The following is a 16,595-nucleotide window of genomic DNA, read 5'->3' as shown; positions in this document are numbered from 1 at the left end:
GCAGTGGCGGTCAAAGGGAAAGAAGGGGGTTCAGCGCCGCGGCGCTGGCGGGGCGAAGACATAGCGCGGGTAGGTGCTGCGGGCGGCTGCGGCCAGCGCCGGGTCCACGTCCACCGTGCAGAACGGCTGGTCCGCGCTGGTGCGGGCGAGCAGGGCACCGTCGGGGCTGATCGCCCAGCCGGCACCGCCGTAGGTGCCGGCGGCGTGGTCGACCCGGTTCGACGAGAGGCTGTAGGCACCGGTGCGCGCCGCGGCCACGGTGCCCATGGCCAGCCACTTGGCGGTGGTCGCCGCGGCGGTGGCGCGCGGCGAGAGGATGGCCTCCACGCCCAGGGCCGCATAGCCGGCATAGGTTTCAAGCGCCCAGAGCTCGGTGCAGATGCTCAGCCCAAAGCCCAGGGGGCCGGCCGTGAAGCGTGCAAACTCGGCATCGCCACGCTCGAACCAGGTGGCCTCCCAGCCGCCGGGCTCGTCGGGCAGGTGGAACTTGCGCCGCAGCGGCTGGTAACCGGCCTCGTCCGACCAGGCAAAGCCTTCGTTGTAGTGCCGCCCATCCATGGTGACCGGGCGGGCGCCCACCACCCGGGCGACGCCCAGTTCGTGCAGCCGGGCGGTCCAGGCGTCGCTCAATGCCACGGCCGCCGCCCAGCGCGCGGGCTCGAATGGCGTGGACTCCCACACCGGCTCCACGAAGGCGAATTCGGGCAGCAGCACGAGCTTGGAACGCTCACTGCGCACATGAGCGCACAGGGCCCCCCAGGCGGGTTCGAGCAAGGCGGGCTGGCAGGGCAGTTCGCAGACGGTGGCGCGCATGGCGGTCTCCCGGTTCAGCCTGCGGCCACGGCGGCGGCCAGGGCCTCGTCCACCGTGCGCAGCGTGGCGAAGCGGCCTGCCAGCACGGTGGCGGTGCGGGCCTTGATGTCGGCGGCGGGCAGGGTGCGGCCATCGGGCTGCACCATGTCCCAGGTCAGCGTGGCATCCACGACATAGTCCACCTCCCAGCCCAGGTCCGAGGCATGGCGCGTGGTGGTCTCGCAGCACTGCTCGGTGCGGATGCCGCTCACGATGAGGCGCTGGATGCCATGGCGCGTGAGCCAGACATCCAGGCCCGTGCCCACCAGCGCGCTGTGGCGCGACTTGGTGAAGGTGGCCGCCGCGTCGAAGGCGGCCAGCCCGTCGAGCGCCCGCACATGGCCGGATTCGATGGCGAAGGCATTGCTGGCATCGGCCGGGCCTTCACTGTGGAACACGCGCACCACGGGGATGCCCTGCGCAACGCAGCCCTCGATCAGCGCGTTCTGCGCCGCCAGGTAGGCCGGCAGATCGTCCGCCGTGAAATAGGGGCGCTGGCGGAAGGATTCCTGCACATCAATCACAATCAGACAGGTTTTCATGGGAGTGGCCTTCGGCTTCGGGTTGCAATCCACGTATCTTCCGCCTGAAAAATCGTACCGTCCCAACAGGCCTGGACATCTATCGATCAATTTCCGCCATGAATTAGGGGTGAGCGGCGATGGTGGAGGTTGTCGATCTGCCGAATACCCCGGTTTTCGGGTCGAGTGGCTTCAAGGCAAAGGCCTGCTTGCTATTGATTGGATAGCGTCAGGCGGGTGAAGCCATAAGCTGCTATGGTGTATAGGGTTTTCCCTATATATGGATAGCACCCGCACATCTGCCCATGGCCCGCCGCTCTCGCCTCTTCTCGCTGTCCGCGCTCACCCGCGCCTACCAGCGCAACCTCAAGGCCTTCGAGAAGGCGGCCAAGCCCATGCGCAAGCAGGCCGCCAAGGCCCTCAGGGCCGTGCCCAAGCTGGCCACGGCGGCCCAGCCCATGCCGCGCCTGCGCACGGTGACACCCCGGCCGCGCAAGCCCCGGCCGGTGGCGGGCGAGTGGCTGGCCGGCATTGCGCCCGGGCCTGCCGGTGCGCGGCGCTTTCACCTCTACATTCCCCCCGGCCTGGCACTCGGCAAGGGTGAGACCCTGCCGCTGCTGGTCATGCTGCATGGTTGTGGCCAGACCGGGCGCGACCTGGCGCTCAGCTCGCGCATGAATCGGCTGGCGGCGCGCAAGCGCTTTCTGGTGCTCTACCCCGAGCAGGAGCGGCTGGCCAATGCCCATGGCTGCTGGAACTGGTTCGAACGCCGCAATGGCAAGGCCGACGCCGAGGCCGCCACCCTGCTGGCGGCCGTGGACCAGGTGGCGCGCCGCCATCCGGTGGACCTGGACCGCGTGGCGGTGGCGGGCCTGTCGGCCGGCGCCAGCATGGCAGCCCTGCTGGGCGCCACCTACCCGGAGCGCTTTTGCGCCGTGGCCATGCACTCGGGCGTGGCCCCCGGCACGGCCGAATCGGCTGCCACGGCCATGGCCGCCATGCACGGCAAGCGCGAGGCGCACCTGCCCGATCCGCCGGGTGCCAGCGCCCTGGTGCCGGGCCTGCGCATCGACGGCACGCCCTTGCCGCGGCTGCCGCCCCTGATGATCCTGCACGGCGATGCGGACAACGTCGTGTCCTCGCGCAATGCCGCGGCCACGGCTGCGCTCTGGGCCGAATCGCTGGGCGCGCGCGAGGGCATGGCGCGCACGCTGCAGCGCGGCAAGCGCCATGCCATGCGGGTGACGGAATACCGGGCGCGTTCGCGCAGCGTGGTGGTGGTGCGCGAAATCCTCGGCCTGGGCCACGCCTGGAGCGGTGGCACGGCCGATCTACCCTACAGCGATCCGGCGGGGCCGGATGCCTCGGCCCTGGTCTGGGCCTTTGTTTCGCGCCAGTTCATGCAAAAGTGAGCGATTGCTCACACCAGGCGCGCTGCGACCAGTTCCTTCTTCAGGTAGGCGTAGAACAGCGGGGCCGCCACCAACCCGGCGGGGCCGAATACCGCCTCGGCCACGAACATCACGCTGAGCAATTCCCACACGCCCATGTGCGTGCGCCGGCCCACGACCTTGGCGTTGATCACGTACTCGGCCTTGTGGATCAGGATCAAAAAGCCCAGGCAGGCCGCGGCCGCCAGCGGCGACACCGACAGGCCCACGATGGTGATCACCGCATTGCACAGCAGGTTGCCGACGATGGGCACCAGACCGGCCACGAAGGTCAGCGTGATCAGCACCGGGGTGTAGGGCAGCTCCAGCTTCCAGATGGGCAGCACGAACAGCAGGAACAGCGCCGTGAGCAGGGTGTTGAAGCTGGCGATCCAGAACTGCGCCGCGACGATCTGGCGGAAGGCCTCGCCCAGCAGGGTGATGCGCTGCTGCAGGGCGATGGCCAGGGGCCCGCGCGGCGGGGCCGGCGGCCGCACGGCCGCGAGCGCGCCGATCAGCAGGCCCACATAGGCAAACAGCAGCCCGGCCAGCCAGGCGCGCCCGGCCATGGCCAGGGCGCCGGCCTTGGCCCCCAGGTAGCTGGCGATGATGCGCTGGATCTCCGCCGCGCCCTCGGGCAGGTGGCTGGCCATGTCGGCCGGCAGCTTCAGGCGCAGCTCCAGCACCGTGCGCGCCATGTAGTCGAGCAGTTCGCGGTACTGCTGGGGCGCCTCCACCAGGTAGCCGCGTGAATGGGTGACACCGATGGCCAGCAGCACCAGGGGCGAGAGCATCACCACGGCTGCGGCGGCCAGTTCGGCCATGCGCGGCAGCACCGTGGCCTGCGGCGCCCCGCGGCGCTGGGCCAGTCGCGCCAGCCAGCGCGCCAGCGCCCGGGTGGCCAGGAAGCCCAGGCACACGCACAGCAGGCCAGGCAGCAGGTTGCGCCACATCACCAGCAGCAGCGCGCCGGCCATCAGCAGGTAGCTGGCCAGGGCCACGCCGCGGGGCAGCGGGCCGAAAGGGAGCGGACGGTCTGCCCCGGACAGGGTGGCCGGCACGGCAGGCGTGTCGGGCAGGGGTGCGGGCACGATGTCGGTGCCCGCTTCAGGCGGTTCCAGCGGTGGCTGCGCCATGGCGCTGGGCCGTCTCAGGCAACGACCACGGCGGCGCCGTCACCACGCGGTGCGATGGCACCGATGGTGTAGACCTTCTCGCCGGCAGCGGCCAGCGTGGCGGCCGTGGCGGCGGCGTTGGCGGCATCCACCACCACCACCATGCCGATGCCGTTGTTGAAGGTGCGGTTCATCTCGATGTCGTCGATGCCCGCGGTCTTCTGCAGCCAGGCGAACAGCTCGGTCTGGGGCCAGCTGCCCTTTTGCAGGTGCGCGGCCGTGCCTTCGGGCAGCACGCGCGGGATGTTCTCGAGCAGGCCGCCGCCAGTGATGTGGGCCAGCGCCTTGATGGGGTGGGCGGCCAGCGCGGCCAGCACGTTCTTCACGTACAGGCGGGTGGGCTCCATGATGGCCTGCTTGAAGGGCTTGCCGTCCAGCGTGGCAGGGGTGTCGGCGCCGGCGCGCTCGATGCACTTGCGCACCAGGCTGAATCCGTTGGAATGCACGCCGTGGCTGGCCAGGCCCAGCACCACGTCGCCGGGCTGCACGTTCTGGCCGGTGAGGATCTTCGATTTTTCGACCGCGCCCACGGCAAAGCCGGCCAGGTCGTATTCGCCAGCGGGGTACATGCCGGGCATTTCGGCCGTCTCGCCGCCGATCAGCGCACAGCCGCTCAGTTCGCAGCCCCGGGCGATGCCGCCGACCACGGCGGCTGCCGTGTCCACGTCGAGCTTGCCGCAGGCGAAGTAGTCGAGGAAGAATAGGGGCTCTGCGCCCTGCACCAGAACGTCGTTGACGCTCATGGCTACCAGGTCGATGCCCACGGTGTCGTGCATGTTCCACTCGAAGGCCAGCTTGAGCTTGGTGCCCACGCCATCGGTGCCGGAGACCAGCACGGGTTCCTTGTAGCGCTTGGGCACTTCGAACAGCGCGCCGAAGCCGCCGATGCCGGCCAGCACGCCTTCGCGCATGGTCTTCTTGGCCAGGGGCTTGATGCGTTCGACCAGCGCGTCGCCCGCGTCGATGTCAACGCCGGCGTCTTTGTAGGAAAGGGGAGTGGGGGTCGCGGAAGAGCTCATGGAGGGTGTGGGCTGGTAGGCCCGCAGGGCGGGCTGGAATCCGGGGATTTTAAGGGGCATCGCCGCGCCGGTCGCTCAGCCCTGCCCGGCCGGGGGCTTTGGCGCACGCGCGGCCCGGCGCGCCTGCAGCAGCACGCCGGCCAGCGCCAGGGCGGCAAACAGCATTCCGGCGGCAAACGTGGCGCCCGGCCCCCACCGGTCCCACAGCAGGCCCGCCAGCACGCTGGCCACCAGCAGTGCCCCGCCGCTGACCAGGTTGAACATGCCAAAGGCCGTGCCGCGCAGGTCGGCCGGGGCGGTGGCAGCCACCATGGTGGCCAGCAGCCCCTGGGTCATGGCCATGTGCAGCCCCCACAGGGCAATGCCCAGCCAGGCCAGCATGCCGTGGCCGCGCCAGGCCAGCAGGGCGTCGGCGGCGATCAGCACCACCAGCCCCCAGGCCAGCAGCGTGGTGTGGCTCATCCGGTCGGACAGCCTGCCCAGCGGATAGGCACCGAGCGCGAACACCAGGTTCATGAGCACCAGCACCAGGGGCGTCCACGCCAGTGGCAGTCCGTCCTGCTGCAGGCGAAGGAGCAGGAAGGCCTCGCTGAAGCGGGCCAGGGTGAACACGGCCCCCAGCGCCACCACCCCCCAGTAGCGTGGCTCCAGGCGGCGCAGGCTCTCGCGGCGGATCGGGTTGGTGCGGGGCGTGCCCGCGGGGCGCTCGGGCTCCCGAACGCCGACCAGCAACAGCAGCACGCACAGCACGGCAGGCAGCACGGCCACCCAGAACACGGCGCGAAAATCGTTGGCCCAGAGCAACATCAGCCCCATGGCGATCAGCGGGCCCAGAAAGGCCCCCACTGTGTCGAGCGACTGGCGCAGGCCGAAGGCGGCGCCCTGCATGCCGGGCGGCGCGAGGTCGGCCACCAGGGCGTCGCGCGGTGCGCCGCGAATCCCCTTGCCGACGCGGTCCAGCAGCCGGGCCGCCACCACCCAACCCACGGTGGAGGCCAGGGCAAACAGTGGTTTTGCGAGGGCACCCAGTCCGTAGCCGAGCACCGCCAGGGGCTTGCGGCGCCCCCACCAGTCGCTCAGCGCCCCTGAAAACACCTTGAGGACCAGTGCCGTGGCCTCGGCAACCCCTTCGATGATGCCCACGGTGAGCATGCTCACCCCGAGTGCCGCGACCAGGAAGACGGGCAGCAGGCTGTGGATCATTTCGGAGGAAATGTCCATGAGCAGGCTCACGAATCCCAGGGCCCAGATGCTGGCGGGAAGGCGTCGGGGGCGGGGCGGAAGGTCGGCCATGGGGGGCTTGGTGGATGGCAATGGAGGTGCGCCGCGTGGCGACGCCGGCAGGAGACTAAAATCGGCCATATTGTCGCTGCCGGGATCTTTCGCCGAAGGACCCCCGGGACGACGCATCGGCCCTGTGCCGCTACCTCCGCCGCGTTCCGCCGCAGTCACCTACGGCCAGACACTTTCAATGCCACCTGTGATGCCGCTGCTGATCCTTTCCCTGCCCGCCGCTCTTGCACCCACCGCCACGGGTTGGCCCCTGCCGCCCGGGTGCCGCGCATGAAGCAACTGGCGCTCGACATCGGCCTGGCCACGGGGCCTACGCTTTCCCGCTTCTTCGCCGGCCCGAACGAGGCTGCCCTGCAACACCTGCGCCTGGCCGCCGGCGTGGGCAGCAGCAACCCGGCCAGCCGCTCGCCCGTGCCCACCTATATCTGGGGCGAATCGGGCAGCGGCAAGTCGCACCTGCTCAATGCCGTGCGCCAGACGCTGCGCGAGCAGGGCGACGCCGTGGGCTGGCTCGACCCCTCCGTGGGCGAGCCACCCGAGTTCGACGAGGCCTGGTCCGCCGTGCTCATGGACGACGTGCACCTGTACAGCACCGCCCAGCAGGCCATGGCCTTCAACTGGTTCGTCAACGCCATCAGCCCGGCCAGCGGCAGCCAGCGCTGGGTCCTGGCCGCAGGCGACCTGCCGCCGGCCGACCTGCCGCTGCGCGACGACCTGCGCAGCCGCCTGGGCTGGGGCCATGTGTTCCAGCTGCAGCTGCTGGGCGAGCCCGAGCGCCGCGCCGTGCTGCGCCAGGAGGCCGACGCGCGCGGTGTGTTCCTGAGCGACGATGTCATGGACTACATGCTCAACCGCTTCTCGCGCGACCTGGGCAGCCTCATGCAGCTGCTCGACCAGCTCGATGCCTACGCCCTGCGCGCCCAGCGCGCCATCACCATCCCGCTGCTCAAGGCGATGCTCGAGTCCGAATGAGCACGCACAGCCACCCGCCGGCGCCGGCCGGCACCTGACCGAATGACCACCCCCGATTCCCCGGCCACCCGCCACCGGCTCGCGCTGTTCGACCTGGACCACACGCTGCTGCCACTCGACTCCGACTACGAATGGGGTGAGTTCACCATCCGCATCGGCTGGAACGATCCCGTCGAGTTCGCGCGCCGCAACGGCGAGTTCTATGCCCACTACCAGGCCGGCACCCTCGACGTGCACGACTATGTGCGCTTTGCCACCGAGGCCGTGCGCCTGCGTGGCCCCGAGGCGGCAGCCGCCGCGCACGAGCAGTTCATGCGCGAGGTCATCACCCCGGCGATCAAACCCCAGGCCCTGGCCCTGGTGCAGCAGCACCTCGCCGCCGGGGACGAGGTGCTGATCGTCACCGCCACCAACGAGTTCGTCACCACGCCGATCGCCCAGGCGCTCGGCGTGCAGCAGCTGCTGGCCGTGCAGCTGGTGCGCGGTGCGAACGGCTGGTACACCGGCGAGATCGACGGCGTTCCCACCATGCGCGAGGGCAAGGTCACGCGCATGGAGCAGTGGCTGGCCGAGCGCCGGCTCACCTGGGGCGATGTCGAAAGCACGTTCTACAGTGACTCGATGAACGACGTGCCCCTGCTCGAAAAGGTCGACCACCCCGTCGCCACCAACCCCGACCCGCGCCTGCGGGCGCTGGCCCAGGAGCGCGGCTGGCGCATACTGGACCTGTTTACTGCACACCCATGATCAAGAAGTTCATCGACAAACTGCTGGGCAAATCGACGCCCGGCACCTCGGGCGGCAAGCCGCATTTCGGCAAGCGCGAAGAGGTGCCTGCCACCGTGCACGGCATCAACCCCGAGCTGGTGGACCGCCGGGCCGCCGAGGTCGTGGCCACGCTCAAGCAGGCCGGCTACGAGGCCTACATCGTGGGCGGCGCGGTGCGCGACCTGCTGCTGGGCCTGCGCCCCAAGGACTTCGACGTGGCCACCAATGCCACGCCCGAGCAGGTCAAGGGGCTGTTCCGCCGCGCCTTCATCATCGGCAAGCGTTTTCGCATCGTGCACGTGGTGCACGGCCGCGGCCGCGAGCACGAGGTGATCGAGGTCTCGACCTTCCGTGCCTACCTGGACAACGCCGCGGCCGGCCAGGTCGCGGGCAACGAGAAGACCAGCAAGCAGCAGCTGTCGGGCATGCAGCATGCCGTGGACGCCAGCGGCCGCGTGCTGCGCGACAACGTCTGGGGGCCGCAGGACGAGGACGCCACGCGCCGCGACTTCACCGTCAACGCCATGTACTACGACCCGGTCAGCCAGGTCGTGGTGGATTACCACAAGGGCATCCAGGACGCCAAGAAGAAGACGCTGCGCATGATCGGCGACCCGGCCACGCGCTACCGCGAAGACCCGGTGCGCATCATCCGCGCCGTGCGCTTCGCGGCCAAGCTCAGCGCGCTGGGCTTCACCATCGAGGCCAAGACGGCCGCGCCGCTGGTGCAGTCGCAGACCCTGCTGGCCGACGTGCCGCAAAGCCGCATGTTCGACGAGATGCTCAAGCTGCTGCAGACCGGCCATGCCATCGCCACCATCGCCCAGCTCAAGAAGCTCGGCATGGCCAAGGGCATCTACCCGCTGCTGGACGTGGCGGTGGAGCGTGCCGACACGCCGTTCGTGAGCGCCGCCCTGGCCGACACCGACCGCCGCGTGGGCGAGGGCAAGCCCGTCGCACCGAGTTTCCTGCTCGCCTGCGTGCTGTGGGAAGACGTGCGCAACGGCTGGGATGCACGCATGACCAACCAGCGCCAGCATGCCCTGCCCGCGTTGCAGGAGGCCATCGACGAGGTGTTCGACAAGCGCATCGGCGACGTCTCGGGCCGCGGCAAGCTGGCGGCCGACATGCGCGAGATCTGGGTCATGCAGCCGCGCTTCGAAAAGCGCGTGGGCAGCACGCCGTTCGGCATGGTCATGCAGCCGCGCTTCCGTGCCGGCTTCGACTTCCTGCGCCTGCGCGCCGACGTGGGCGAGATCGGCGAGGCCCTGGCCGAATGGTGGCAGGACTTCCAGGCCGCCGACGATGACCGCCGCGAAGACCTGATGGACCAGGCCCGTGAAGAGCAGAAGGCGCGCCAGCGCGTGGGCCAGCCCACGGCGCGCCGGGTGCCCAAGGCGGCGCCCACGGGCGAAGGCCAGGCGCCGCAAGCACCGAAGCCGCGTGCACCGCGTGCGGCCTCCGCCGACGGCGGGCAGGACGAGGGAGACGACTTCGGGCCGGACCACGGCGGCGATGCCGTGCCACCCGATGGCAGCGCCCCCAAGAAGCGCCGCCGCCGTCGCCGCAAGCCCACAGGCGGTGGTGGCGGTGAAGGCTCTGCCGCGCCTGCGGCCCAGTGAGCGCGCACGCCGGCATGGCTGTCGCGGCCTTCATCGGCCTGGGCGCCAACCTCGGTGACCGGGGCGCCGCGCTGCAGCAGGCGCTGGCCTCCCTGGCCGCCCTGCCGCAGACAGCAGTGCGCCAGGTCTCCTCGCTGTACCGCAGCGCGCCCGTGGATGCCGACGGCCCCGACTACCTGAACGCCGTGGCCGAGCTGGCCACCGGGCTGTCGCCCACGGCCCTGCTGCAGGCCCTGCAGGCCATCGAGGCGGCCGCGGGCCGCGAGCGCCCGTACCGCAATGCGCCGCGCACGCTGGACCTGGACATCCTGCTCTACGGCGACGAGGCCATCGCCACCCCCACCCTCACCGTGCCACACCCGCGCATGGACGAGCGTGCCTTCGTATTGCTGCCGCTGTCCGAACTGGCGCCTGCGCGCGTTGCGCCAAGCCAGCTGGCGGCCGTTGCCGACCAGCGCATCGAGCGCACAGACACCCTGCTCTGGCCAGTGGCAGGCGCCAGCCGCTAAACATTGCGGGGCAGCCGCGCGGCCAGCCCCAGCACCACCACCTCCGTCCAGGCCTCGAAGCCCGCATCCAGCGGGTGCGTGCTGCCGCTGCTCCAGCGCACCACGAAGGCCCGGTTGGCCATCTGCGGCAGGTGCCTGGCCAGGGTCGGGCAGGTCGCGCCGTCGACCTGCGCCAGGCGCTGCTGGTGGCCTGCGGCCCAGCCGTCGGGGTCGTCGTCGGGCTGCGGCGCCAGCTCCAGGGTCACGAAGCTGACCATGGCGGCAATCACCACGTTGTAGGCATCGAACAGGCCCTGGTCCGTGAAACCGGCCGATTCGAGCAGCGCCAGGATGCGGTCCAGCAGCAGCGGGTCCAGGCTGGCGTTGGAGACCAGCTGCGCACCCAGCACCGGGGCGATGCGCGGGTGCCGGTGCACGGCCAGCCGGTAGCGCGCGAACAGCGCGCGCAGCTCTGCCTGCCAGTCGCTGTTGGGGGCGGGTGGTTCCAGCCCACCCACGGCGGCCGTAACCGCACCGGCGATCAGCGCATTGCGGCCCCCGGGCACATGCCAGTACAGCGCCGTGGGGTACACGCCCAGCGACCGGGCCAGGTCGCGCACGCTGAAACCCTCCACCCCCCGCTGGTCGATGAGTGCCAGCGCGGCTGCCAGCACACTCTCGCGCGACAGGGGCGCGGCGGCTGCGGTGTCGGGGGCTACGGGGGGGGTGGTGCGGGCGCGGGGCATCGGCAAGGGGGCGAAGGCAGTTGTTGGCGGATTGTCGGGCATCCGGTGGCGCCGAATGCACCGCTTGCCAGATCGGCATCGCGGATCCATAATTTCTTGTACACCGTACAGGAAATCGCATGAACGCCACCCCCGCACCCTTGGACCACGCCCTGTTCCAGGCCGTGGAGAACTACCGTGCACGCAACCCGCGCAGCGCTGCCCTGCTGGCCGAGGCCGAAACGGCGCTGCCCGGCGGCAACACCCGCAGCGTGCTGTTCCACGGCCCCTTCCCGCTGAGCATGGCGCGCGGCGCGGGCTGCAGGGTGTGGGATGCCGATGGCCACGAATACATCGACGCGCTGGGCGAGTTCACGGCGGGGCTCTACGGCCACTCGCACCCGGTGGTGCTCGCAGCCATCGAAGAAGCACTGCGCGGCGGCATCAACCTCTCGTCCCACACGGCGCGTGAAGGCCTGCTGGCGCACGAGATACAGCGGCGCTTTCCGTCCATGGAGCTGCTGCGCTTTGCCAACTCGGGCACCGAGGCCAACCTGCTGGCCCTGGCCGCCGCCAAGGCGCACACGGGGCGCAGCAAGGTGGTCGTGTTCGATGGCGCCTACCACGGCGGCGTGCTCACCTTCGCGGGCGGCGGCTCGCCGATGAACGTGCCGCACGATTTCGTGCTGGCGCGCTACAACGATGCCGACAGCGTGCGCGCGCTTGTGGCCGCGCACGGGCCGGACATCGCCGCCATCCTGGTCGAGCCCATGCTCGGGGCCGGCGGCTGCATCCCCGGCGAGCCGGCCTTCCTGCAGGCGCTGCGCACCCTGGCCGACGAATGCGGCGCGCTGCTGGTGTTCGACGAGGTGATGACCTCGCGCCTGTCCTTCGGTGGCCGGCAGGCGCTGTTGTCCATCCGCCCAGACCTCACCACCGCCGGCAAGTACCTGGGTGGGGGCATGTCGTTCGGGGTGTTCGGCGGGCGCCGCGACGTGATGCAGCGCTTCGACCCGCGCCGCCCCGATGCGCTGGCCCACGCCGGCACCTTCAACAACAACGTGCTCACCATGGCCGCCGGCCATGCCGGGCTGATCCAGGTGCTGACCGCCGAGGTGGTGCAGGCGCTCAATGAGCGCGGCGAGCAGCTGCGCGCGCGTTTCAACGCCGTGCTGGAGCGCCATGGTGTGGACATGGCCTTCACCGGCACCGGATCGCTCATGACCCTGCACGCCACGGCTGCGCCGGTGCGCTCCCCCGCCGATCTGCAGGGCACCGACGGGCGCGCCAAGGACCTGGTGTTCTTCGGCCTGCTGGAAGAAGGCGTGTTCATGGCGCGGCGCGGGCTGATCGCGTTGTCCCTGCCGGTGGGCGATGCCGAATGCGATGCCCTGGTGGCCGCGCTGGAGGCCGTGGTGGTGCGCCACCGCGCCGTGCTGCCGGCCCGGGCATGAAAAAGGGCCCCCGAAGGGGCCCTTGGGACAGAGACGCCGGGAATCAGTCGACCTTCGCACCCGAGGCCTTGACGACCTGCTGGTACTTGGCGCGCTCGCTGGCCATGAAGGTCTCGAACTGCGCGGGCGTGGTCGCCACCGGCTCGGCCAGCAGCAGGCCGAAGCGGGTCTTGGTTTCGGGCGAATTAAGCGCCGCGACGAAGGCCTTGTTCAGCTTGTCGATCACCGGCTTGGGCGTGGCCGCAGGCGCCACCAGGCCCCACCAGGTGTCGATGGAGAAGCCCTTGAAGGTGTCCGACAGCGGGGGAACGCCCGGCAGGTTGGGGCTGGCGGCCAGCGAGGTCACGGCCAGGGCCTTGAGCTTGCCGGCGCGGATGTTGGGGGCTGCGGCGGCCAGGTTGTCGATGTTGAAGTCCACCTCGCCGGCCAGCAGGGCCAGCTGGGCGGGGTTGGCGCCGCGGTAGGGGATGTGCAGCGCGAAGATGCCGGCGCGCTGCTTGAACATCTCGCCCGCCAGGTGGCCGGCGCTGCCGTTGCCGCCGCTGCCGTAGTTGAGCTTGGCGGGGTTGGCCTTGGCGTAGGCGATCAGGTCCGCCAGGTTGTTGATCTTGAGCTGCTCGGCCTTGGCGGCGTTGATCACCAGCACGTTGGGCACGCGCACCATCTGCGTGATGGCCGCGAAGTCCTTGGCCGCGTCGTAGGGCATGCGGCTGTACAGCCAGGGGTTCACGGCGTGCGTGGCGGTGGCCGAGATGCCGATGGTCAGGCCGTCCGGCGCCGCCTTGGCGATCGCATCGGCACCGATGTTGCCGCCGGCGCCGCCCTTGTTGTCGATGATCACCGTGCCCAGCGAATCGCGCACCCGCTCGGCCAATGCACGCGCCGTCACGTCGATGGGGCCGCCTGGTGCATAGGGCACGATCAGGCGGATCGGCTGGCCCGAATCCTGGGCCATCGCAGCGAGGGGAAGGGCAGCGGCCATGACGGCAGCGCTGGCGAGAAGGGTGGTGAGATTTCTGCGGTTCATGGCGCCATTGTGCAAAAAATGGAGTGTCCACTCCAGAAAGGGTGGTCTTGGCTGCCGTGTCAGCCGTGCTTGTCGGCCTCGGAGGTGAAGGCATCGGCAAAGAACTCCTCGGGCGGCAGGCCGCGCTGGGCGCTGTAGGCGTCGCGTGCCGATTCGACCACGATGGGCGCACCGCAGGCATAGACCTGGTGGCCCGAGAGATCGGCAAAATCGTCCATCACGGCCTGGTGCACAAAGCCTGTGCGGCCGGTCCAGCCGTCTTCGGGCTGGGCGTCGGAGACCACGGGCACGTAGGTCAGGTTCGGCATCTCGGCCAGGCGCTGCTGTACCCAGTCGGCCATGTACAGGTCCTGCGGGCGGCGCCCGCCCCAGTAGAGCACCGTAGGCCGCGTGCTGCCCTTGAACTGCAGGTGCTCGATCAGCGCCTTGGTGGGCGCAAAGCCCGTGCCCGAGGCGAGCAGCACGATGGGCTTGTCCGAGTCCTCGCGCAGGAAGAAGCTGCCGAACGGCCCCTCCACGCGCAGGATCTCCTTTTCCTTCATGGCGCCGAACACGTGGTCGGTGAAGCGCCCGCCCGCCATGTGGCGGATGTGCAGCTCCACTCCCGGGGCCTCGCCCTGGGTGTGCGGCGCATTGGCCATGGAGTAGGCGCGGCGCGCGCCGTCGCGCAGGATGAACTCGATGTACTGCCCCGCGTGGTAGCGGAAGGTGTCGGCCGCGGGCAACTGCAGGCGCACCTGCATCACGTCGTGCGACTTCTTCGTCAGGGTGGACACGCGCACCGGCATCTTCTTGACCGGGTAGGCGCTCTCGTCCGTGACCTGGCGCGATTCGAGCACCACGTCGGACAGGGGCTTGGCGCAGCAGGTCAGCACGAAGCCGGCGGCCTCCTCGTCGGCCGTTAGGGCCTTGGACTGGTGGTTGGCGTGGAACACCGCGCCGCTCAACTTCTTGCACTTGCAGGAGCCGCAGGCGCCATCCTTGCAGCCGTAGGGCAGGCCGACGCCGCTGCGAATGGCAGCGGACAGGATGGATTCATCGCCCTGTGCGGCAAAGGCGCGGCCGCTGGGCTGCACGGAAATCTGGAACGTGGACGTGGGGGCCGCCTCGGCGCTGGTCATGTTGTGGGTATCCTTGGGACGTATCTTCTTCGCGGACCCGATTTTGCCCTCAAACCAAAACCCCCTCGGCGCCCTGCCGGCGCGCTTTCGCCGTGAACGCTTGCTGATCGTGGGCTGCGGTGACGTTGGCCAACGCGTGGTGCGCCAGTTGCAGGCGCACGGTACGGCGGCACCGCGCCTGCGCGTGCTGGCACTCACCTCCAGTCCGGCACGTGTGGACGGCCTGCGTGCGCGCGGCATCACACCGCTGGTGGGCAACCTCGACGACGGCGCCACCCTGCGGCGCCTGTCGGGCGTGGCCACGCGGGTCATGCACCTGGCGCCGCCCCCCGGCGAAGGCGCCGGCGGCGACGCCTGGTGGCGCGACCCGCGCACCGTGGCGCTGGCGCGCGCGCTGCGCCTGCGCAGCCAGCCGGCCTCGCTGGTGTATGCCTCCACCAGCGGCGTGTATGGCGACTGCCAGGGCGCCCTGGTGCCCGAGACCCGGGCCCTGGCGCCCGCCACCCCGCGTGCGCAGCGCCGCGTGAATGCCGAGCGCGCCGTGCGCCACCTGGGGCGCACGGGCGTGCGCGCCAGCATCCTGCGCATTCCCGGCATCTATGCGCCCGACCGCGAGGGCGGCACGCCCGAGACGCGGCTGCGCAAGGGCACGCCGGTGCTGGTGGCCGAGGACGATGTCTACACCAACCACATCCATGCCGACGACCTGGCCCGTGCCTGCCTGCGTGCGCTGTGGAAGGGGCGCGCGCAGCGCATCTACAACGTGTGCGACGCAAGCCACATCAAGATGGGCGACTATTTCGACCTGGCGGCCGACCTGTATGGCCTGCCGCGTCCGCCGCGCCTGCCGCGCAGCACGGCGCAGGCCCAGTTGCCGGTCGTGCTGCTGAGCTTCATGAGCGAGTCGCGCCGGCTGGACAACCGGCGCATGCTGCAGGAGCTGGGCCTGCGGCTGCGCTACCCCACGGTGGCCGAGGGCCTGCGCACTTAGGTTCTCAGGGCCTTTCCAGGCTGTTCGACTGCTGGCGCGCACGCCAGTCGGTGGGGGCCGGGCCGGGACCATACTGCACCGGGCGCTCGTTGCGGGCCCGGTCGGCGGCAGCGCGGCGGTCGCGCTCCATCTGGTCACGCCGCGCCTGCTCGCGTTCCCGTTCCGCTTGCTGGTCGCGGCGTTCCTGGTCGCGCCGGGCGTTGTCGCGATCCCGTTCACGGCGCTCGCGGTCGGCCTGGTCGCGCTGCGCCTGGTCCCGCTGTGCCTGCTCGCGGTTGCGTGCATGGTCGTGCCGCTCCTGGTCGCGGCGGGCCTCTTCACGTTGCCGGTCGCGCTCCCGCTCCCGTTCCCTTTCCCGTGCCGACTCACGTTCCTGGTGGTAGCGGCGGTCGCGTTCCATCTGGTCGCGCAGGGCCGCTTCGCGGTACTCCTGGTCCCGCTGGTCCTGCTCGCGCTGGCGTTCGCGTTCCTGGCGGTCGCGCTCCATCTCGCGCGCCATGGCCTCCAGGCGCCATTCGCTGTCGCGCCGCGCGTCTTCTTCGATGCGGCGCATGCGGTCCATGGCCTCCGCATAGGTGGGGCGGATGATCGCAGGCGGCGTGCTGCCGGGGTGGGGCCGAACGGTCGCGGGCGGCGGGGCAGCCGCCTTGGATGGCGCCGCTTTCGGGGCAGCTCCCGCCGCGGCGGACCCGGGTGGAATGGGCGAGGGGTAGCTGGCCAGGTCGACGTGCTGCAGACCAGGCAGGCCCGATGGGCGGTGCGCACCCACCGAGGCCGTGGTGGGAGGCAGGGGCGACGCCACCGTCGAATCCTGCACGGGTGCAGCGGCAGGGCCGGGTAGAGCCGCCGGGGTTGGCAGCGGCTGTACGGGAGAGGGCTGGCTGGCCAGACGGGCGTACTGCAGGGCGAGGGGATGTGCCGGGTAGGTGCCGCGCGGGGCGCAGGCGGCCAACGCCGCAGCGATCAGGGACAGGCATGCCAGGCGCACGGGCAAAGGGGTCATGGAGCTCCTTGGGCAACCGCCAAACGACGGCGGTGTTCGCTCTAGACGCGCGATGGGGCCGGGCGGTTGACGCCAGCGCCTGCGGTATTTGGGTGGGTGCCAGGGGCCGCGCAGTGCCGTGCGGCGGGCGTGCC

At 70.6% G+C, this 16,595-nt stretch carries 16 protein-coding genes; 7 read left to right on the top strand and 9 right to left on the bottom strand.

All coding sequences use genetic code 11. From position 1 onward, the window contains the following. Nucleotides 1–30: 30 nt before the first annotated feature. Nucleotides 31–813: a carbon-nitrogen hydrolase family protein gene (locus AC07PA_RS10305; protein WP_494605079.1), complete on the bottom strand. Its 783-nt coding sequence runs from the start codon at nt 811–813 to the stop codon at nt 31–33. Between the two features lie 14 nt (nt 814–827). Beyond that, on the bottom strand, nt 828–1,394 hold the full coding sequence (locus AC07PA_RS10300; RefSeq protein ID WP_494605077.1) for a cysteine hydrolase family protein: 567 nt from the start codon (nt 1,392–1,394) through the stop codon (nt 828–830). Nucleotides 1,395–1,678: 284 nt separating this feature from the next. Between AC07PA_RS10300 and AC07PA_RS10295 the strand changes: the two genes are divergently transcribed. After that, a complete protein-coding gene (locus AC07PA_RS10295) occupies nt 1,679–2,785 on the top strand; it encodes an extracellular catalytic domain type 1 short-chain-length polyhydroxyalkanoate depolymerase (protein ID WP_494605075.1) in 1,107 nt (368 codons plus the stop codon). Nucleotides 2,786–2,793: 8 nt separating this feature from the next. Here AC07PA_RS10295 and AC07PA_RS10290 read toward each other — a convergent pair whose 3' ends face one another. The 3 genes from AC07PA_RS10290 to AC07PA_RS10280 all read right to left on the bottom strand — a co-directional run bounded on the left by AC07PA_RS10290 (nt 2,794) and on the right by AC07PA_RS10280 (nt 6,290). Beyond that, complete coding sequence (locus AC07PA_RS10290) at nt 2,794–3,939, bottom strand: AI-2E family transporter (RefSeq protein WP_007848952.1); 1,146 nt, start codon at nt 3,937–3,939, stop codon at nt 2,794–2,796. 14 nt (nt 3,940–3,953) lie between these two features. Next, entirely contained in the window at nt 3,954–4,997 is a 1,044-nt protein-coding gene (gene purM, locus AC07PA_RS10285) for a phosphoribosylformylglycinamidine cyclo-ligase (RefSeq protein WP_035202055.1), read from the bottom strand. 75 nt (nt 4,998–5,072) lie between these two features. Continuing rightward, nucleotides 5,073–6,290 (bottom strand): MFS transporter, encoded by a 1,218-nt coding sequence (locus AC07PA_RS10280; protein WP_494605073.1) that lies wholly within the window; start codon nt 6,288–6,290, stop codon nt 5,073–5,075. Nucleotides 6,291–6,560: 270 nt separating this feature from the next. On the opposite strand from AC07PA_RS10280, the gene hda reads away from it, so the two are divergent. From hda to folK, 4 genes are read left to right on the top strand one after another with little or no spacing between them, the layout of a single operon-like run. After that, entirely contained in the window at nt 6,561–7,262 is a 702-nt protein-coding gene (hda, locus tag AC07PA_RS10275; protein ID WP_007848944.1) for a DnaA regulatory inactivator Hda, read from the top strand. Between the two features lie 42 nt (nt 7,263–7,304). Next, nucleotides 7,305–8,009 carry a histidinol-phosphatase gene (locus AC07PA_RS10270; RefSeq protein WP_007848942.1) on the top strand — a complete coding sequence of 235 codons (705 nt, stop codon included), beginning with the start codon at nt 7,305–7,307 and terminating at the stop codon, nt 8,007–8,009. Further along, complete coding sequence (gene pcnB, locus AC07PA_RS10265) at nt 8,006–9,652, top strand: polynucleotide adenylyltransferase PcnB (RefSeq protein WP_494605070.1); 1,647 nt, start codon at nt 8,006–8,008, stop codon at nt 9,650–9,652. Before AC07PA_RS10270 ends, pcnB begins: the two co-directional genes overlap by 4 nt. A gap of 14 nt (nt 9,653–9,666) precedes the next feature. Beyond that, complete coding sequence (folK, locus tag AC07PA_RS10260) at nt 9,667–10,161, top strand: 2-amino-4-hydroxy-6-hydroxymethyldihydropteridine diphosphokinase (RefSeq protein ID WP_494605276.1); 495 nt, start codon at nt 9,667–9,669, stop codon at nt 10,159–10,161. Here the strand turns inward: folK and AC07PA_RS10255 are convergent. Next, the gene (locus AC07PA_RS10255; RefSeq protein WP_494605274.1) at nt 10,158–10,886 is read right to left on the bottom strand and encodes a TetR/AcrR family transcriptional regulator C-terminal domain-containing protein; all 729 of its coding nucleotides are present in this window, start codon (nt 10,884–10,886) and stop codon (nt 10,158–10,160) included. The genes folK and AC07PA_RS10255 overlap by 4 nt on opposite strands. A gap of 119 nt (nt 10,887–11,005) precedes the next feature. Between AC07PA_RS10255 and AC07PA_RS10250 the strand changes: the two genes are divergently transcribed. Then, nucleotides 11,006–12,319: an aspartate aminotransferase family protein gene (locus AC07PA_RS10250; protein ID WP_494605068.1), complete on the top strand. Its 1,314-nt coding sequence runs from the start codon at nt 11,006–11,008 to the stop codon at nt 12,317–12,319. Nucleotides 12,320–12,362: 43 nt separating this feature from the next. On the opposite strand, the gene AC07PA_RS10245 is transcribed toward AC07PA_RS10250, so the two are convergent. Together AC07PA_RS10245 and AC07PA_RS10240 are read right to left on the bottom strand one after the other, a co-directional pair. After that, a complete protein-coding gene (locus tag AC07PA_RS10245; protein WP_494605066.1) occupies nt 12,363–13,346 on the bottom strand; it encodes a Bug family tripartite tricarboxylate transporter substrate binding protein in 984 nt (327 codons plus the stop codon). Nucleotides 13,347–13,405: 59 nt separating this feature from the next. Next, nucleotides 13,406–14,467 carry a CDP-6-deoxy-delta-3,4-glucoseen reductase gene (locus tag AC07PA_RS10240; protein WP_494605064.1) on the bottom strand — a complete coding sequence of 354 codons (1,062 nt, stop codon included), beginning with the start codon at nt 14,465–14,467 and terminating at the stop codon, nt 13,406–13,408. A 43-nt stretch (nt 14,468–14,510) separates the two neighbouring features. On the opposite strand from AC07PA_RS10240, the gene AC07PA_RS10235 reads away from it, so the two are divergent. Next, a complete protein-coding gene (locus AC07PA_RS10235) occupies nt 14,511–15,458 on the top strand; it encodes an SDR family oxidoreductase (RefSeq protein ID WP_494605062.1) in 948 nt (315 codons plus the stop codon). Between the two features lie 4 nt (nt 15,459–15,462). Here AC07PA_RS10235 and AC07PA_RS10230 read toward each other — a convergent pair whose 3' ends face one another. Next, on the bottom strand, nt 15,463–16,461 hold the full coding sequence (locus AC07PA_RS10230) for a hypothetical protein (RefSeq protein ID WP_494605060.1): 999 nt from the start codon (nt 16,459–16,461) through the stop codon (nt 15,463–15,465). Nucleotides 16,462–16,595: the final 134 nt, after the last annotated feature.

This window comes from Acidovorax sp. GW821-FHT09B03 (assembly GCF_059418305.1).
Note: the sequence above shows the minus strand (reverse complement) of the source record. Positions and strands in the feature narration are given on the sequence as shown.

Excerpts from the sequence above, each read along its gene's own strand:
- AC07PA_RS10305 (WP_494605079.1), bottom strand. The coding sequence starts at position 813 with ATGCGCGCCACCGTCTGCGAACTGCCCTGCCAGCCCGCCTTGCTCGAA.
- AC07PA_RS10300 (WP_494605077.1), bottom strand. The coding sequence starts at position 1,394 with ATGAAAACCTGTCTGATTGTGATTGATGTGCAGGAATCCTTCCGCCAG.
- AC07PA_RS10295 (WP_494605075.1), top strand. The coding sequence starts at position 1,679 with ATGGCCCGCCGCTCTCGCCTCTTCTCGCTGTCCGCGCTCACCCGCGCC.
- AC07PA_RS10290 (WP_007848952.1), bottom strand. The coding sequence starts at position 3,939 with ATGGCGCAGCCACCGCTGGAACCGCCTGAAGCGGGCACCGACATCGTG.
- purM (WP_035202055.1), bottom strand. The coding sequence starts at position 4,997 with ATGAGCTCTTCCGCGACCCCCACTCCCCTTTCCTACAAAGACGCCGGC.
- AC07PA_RS10280 (WP_494605073.1), bottom strand. The coding sequence starts at position 6,290 with ATGGCCGACCTTCCGCCCCGCCCCCGACGCCTTCCCGCCAGCATCTGG.
- hda (WP_007848944.1), top strand. The coding sequence starts at position 6,561 with ATGAAGCAACTGGCGCTCGACATCGGCCTGGCCACGGGGCCTACGCTT.
- AC07PA_RS10270 (WP_007848942.1), top strand. The coding sequence starts at position 7,305 with ATGACCACCCCCGATTCCCCGGCCACCCGCCACCGGCTCGCGCTGTTC.
- pcnB (WP_494605070.1), top strand. The coding sequence starts at position 8,006 with ATGATCAAGAAGTTCATCGACAAACTGCTGGGCAAATCGACGCCCGGC.
- folK (WP_494605276.1), top strand. The coding sequence starts at position 9,667 with ATGGCTGTCGCGGCCTTCATCGGCCTGGGCGCCAACCTCGGTGACCGG.
- AC07PA_RS10255 (WP_494605274.1), bottom strand. The coding sequence starts at position 10,886 with ATGCCCCGCGCCCGCACCACCCCCCCCGTAGCCCCCGACACCGCAGCC.
- AC07PA_RS10250 (WP_494605068.1), top strand. The coding sequence starts at position 11,006 with ATGAACGCCACCCCCGCACCCTTGGACCACGCCCTGTTCCAGGCCGTG.
- AC07PA_RS10245 (WP_494605066.1), bottom strand. The coding sequence starts at position 13,346 with ATGAACCGCAGAAATCTCACCACCCTTCTCGCCAGCGCTGCCGTCATG.
- AC07PA_RS10240 (WP_494605064.1), bottom strand. The coding sequence starts at position 14,467 with ATGACCAGCGCCGAGGCGGCCCCCACGTCCACGTTCCAGATTTCCGTG.
- AC07PA_RS10230 (WP_494605060.1), bottom strand. The coding sequence starts at position 16,461 with ATGACCCCTTTGCCCGTGCGCCTGGCATGCCTGTCCCTGATCGCTGCG.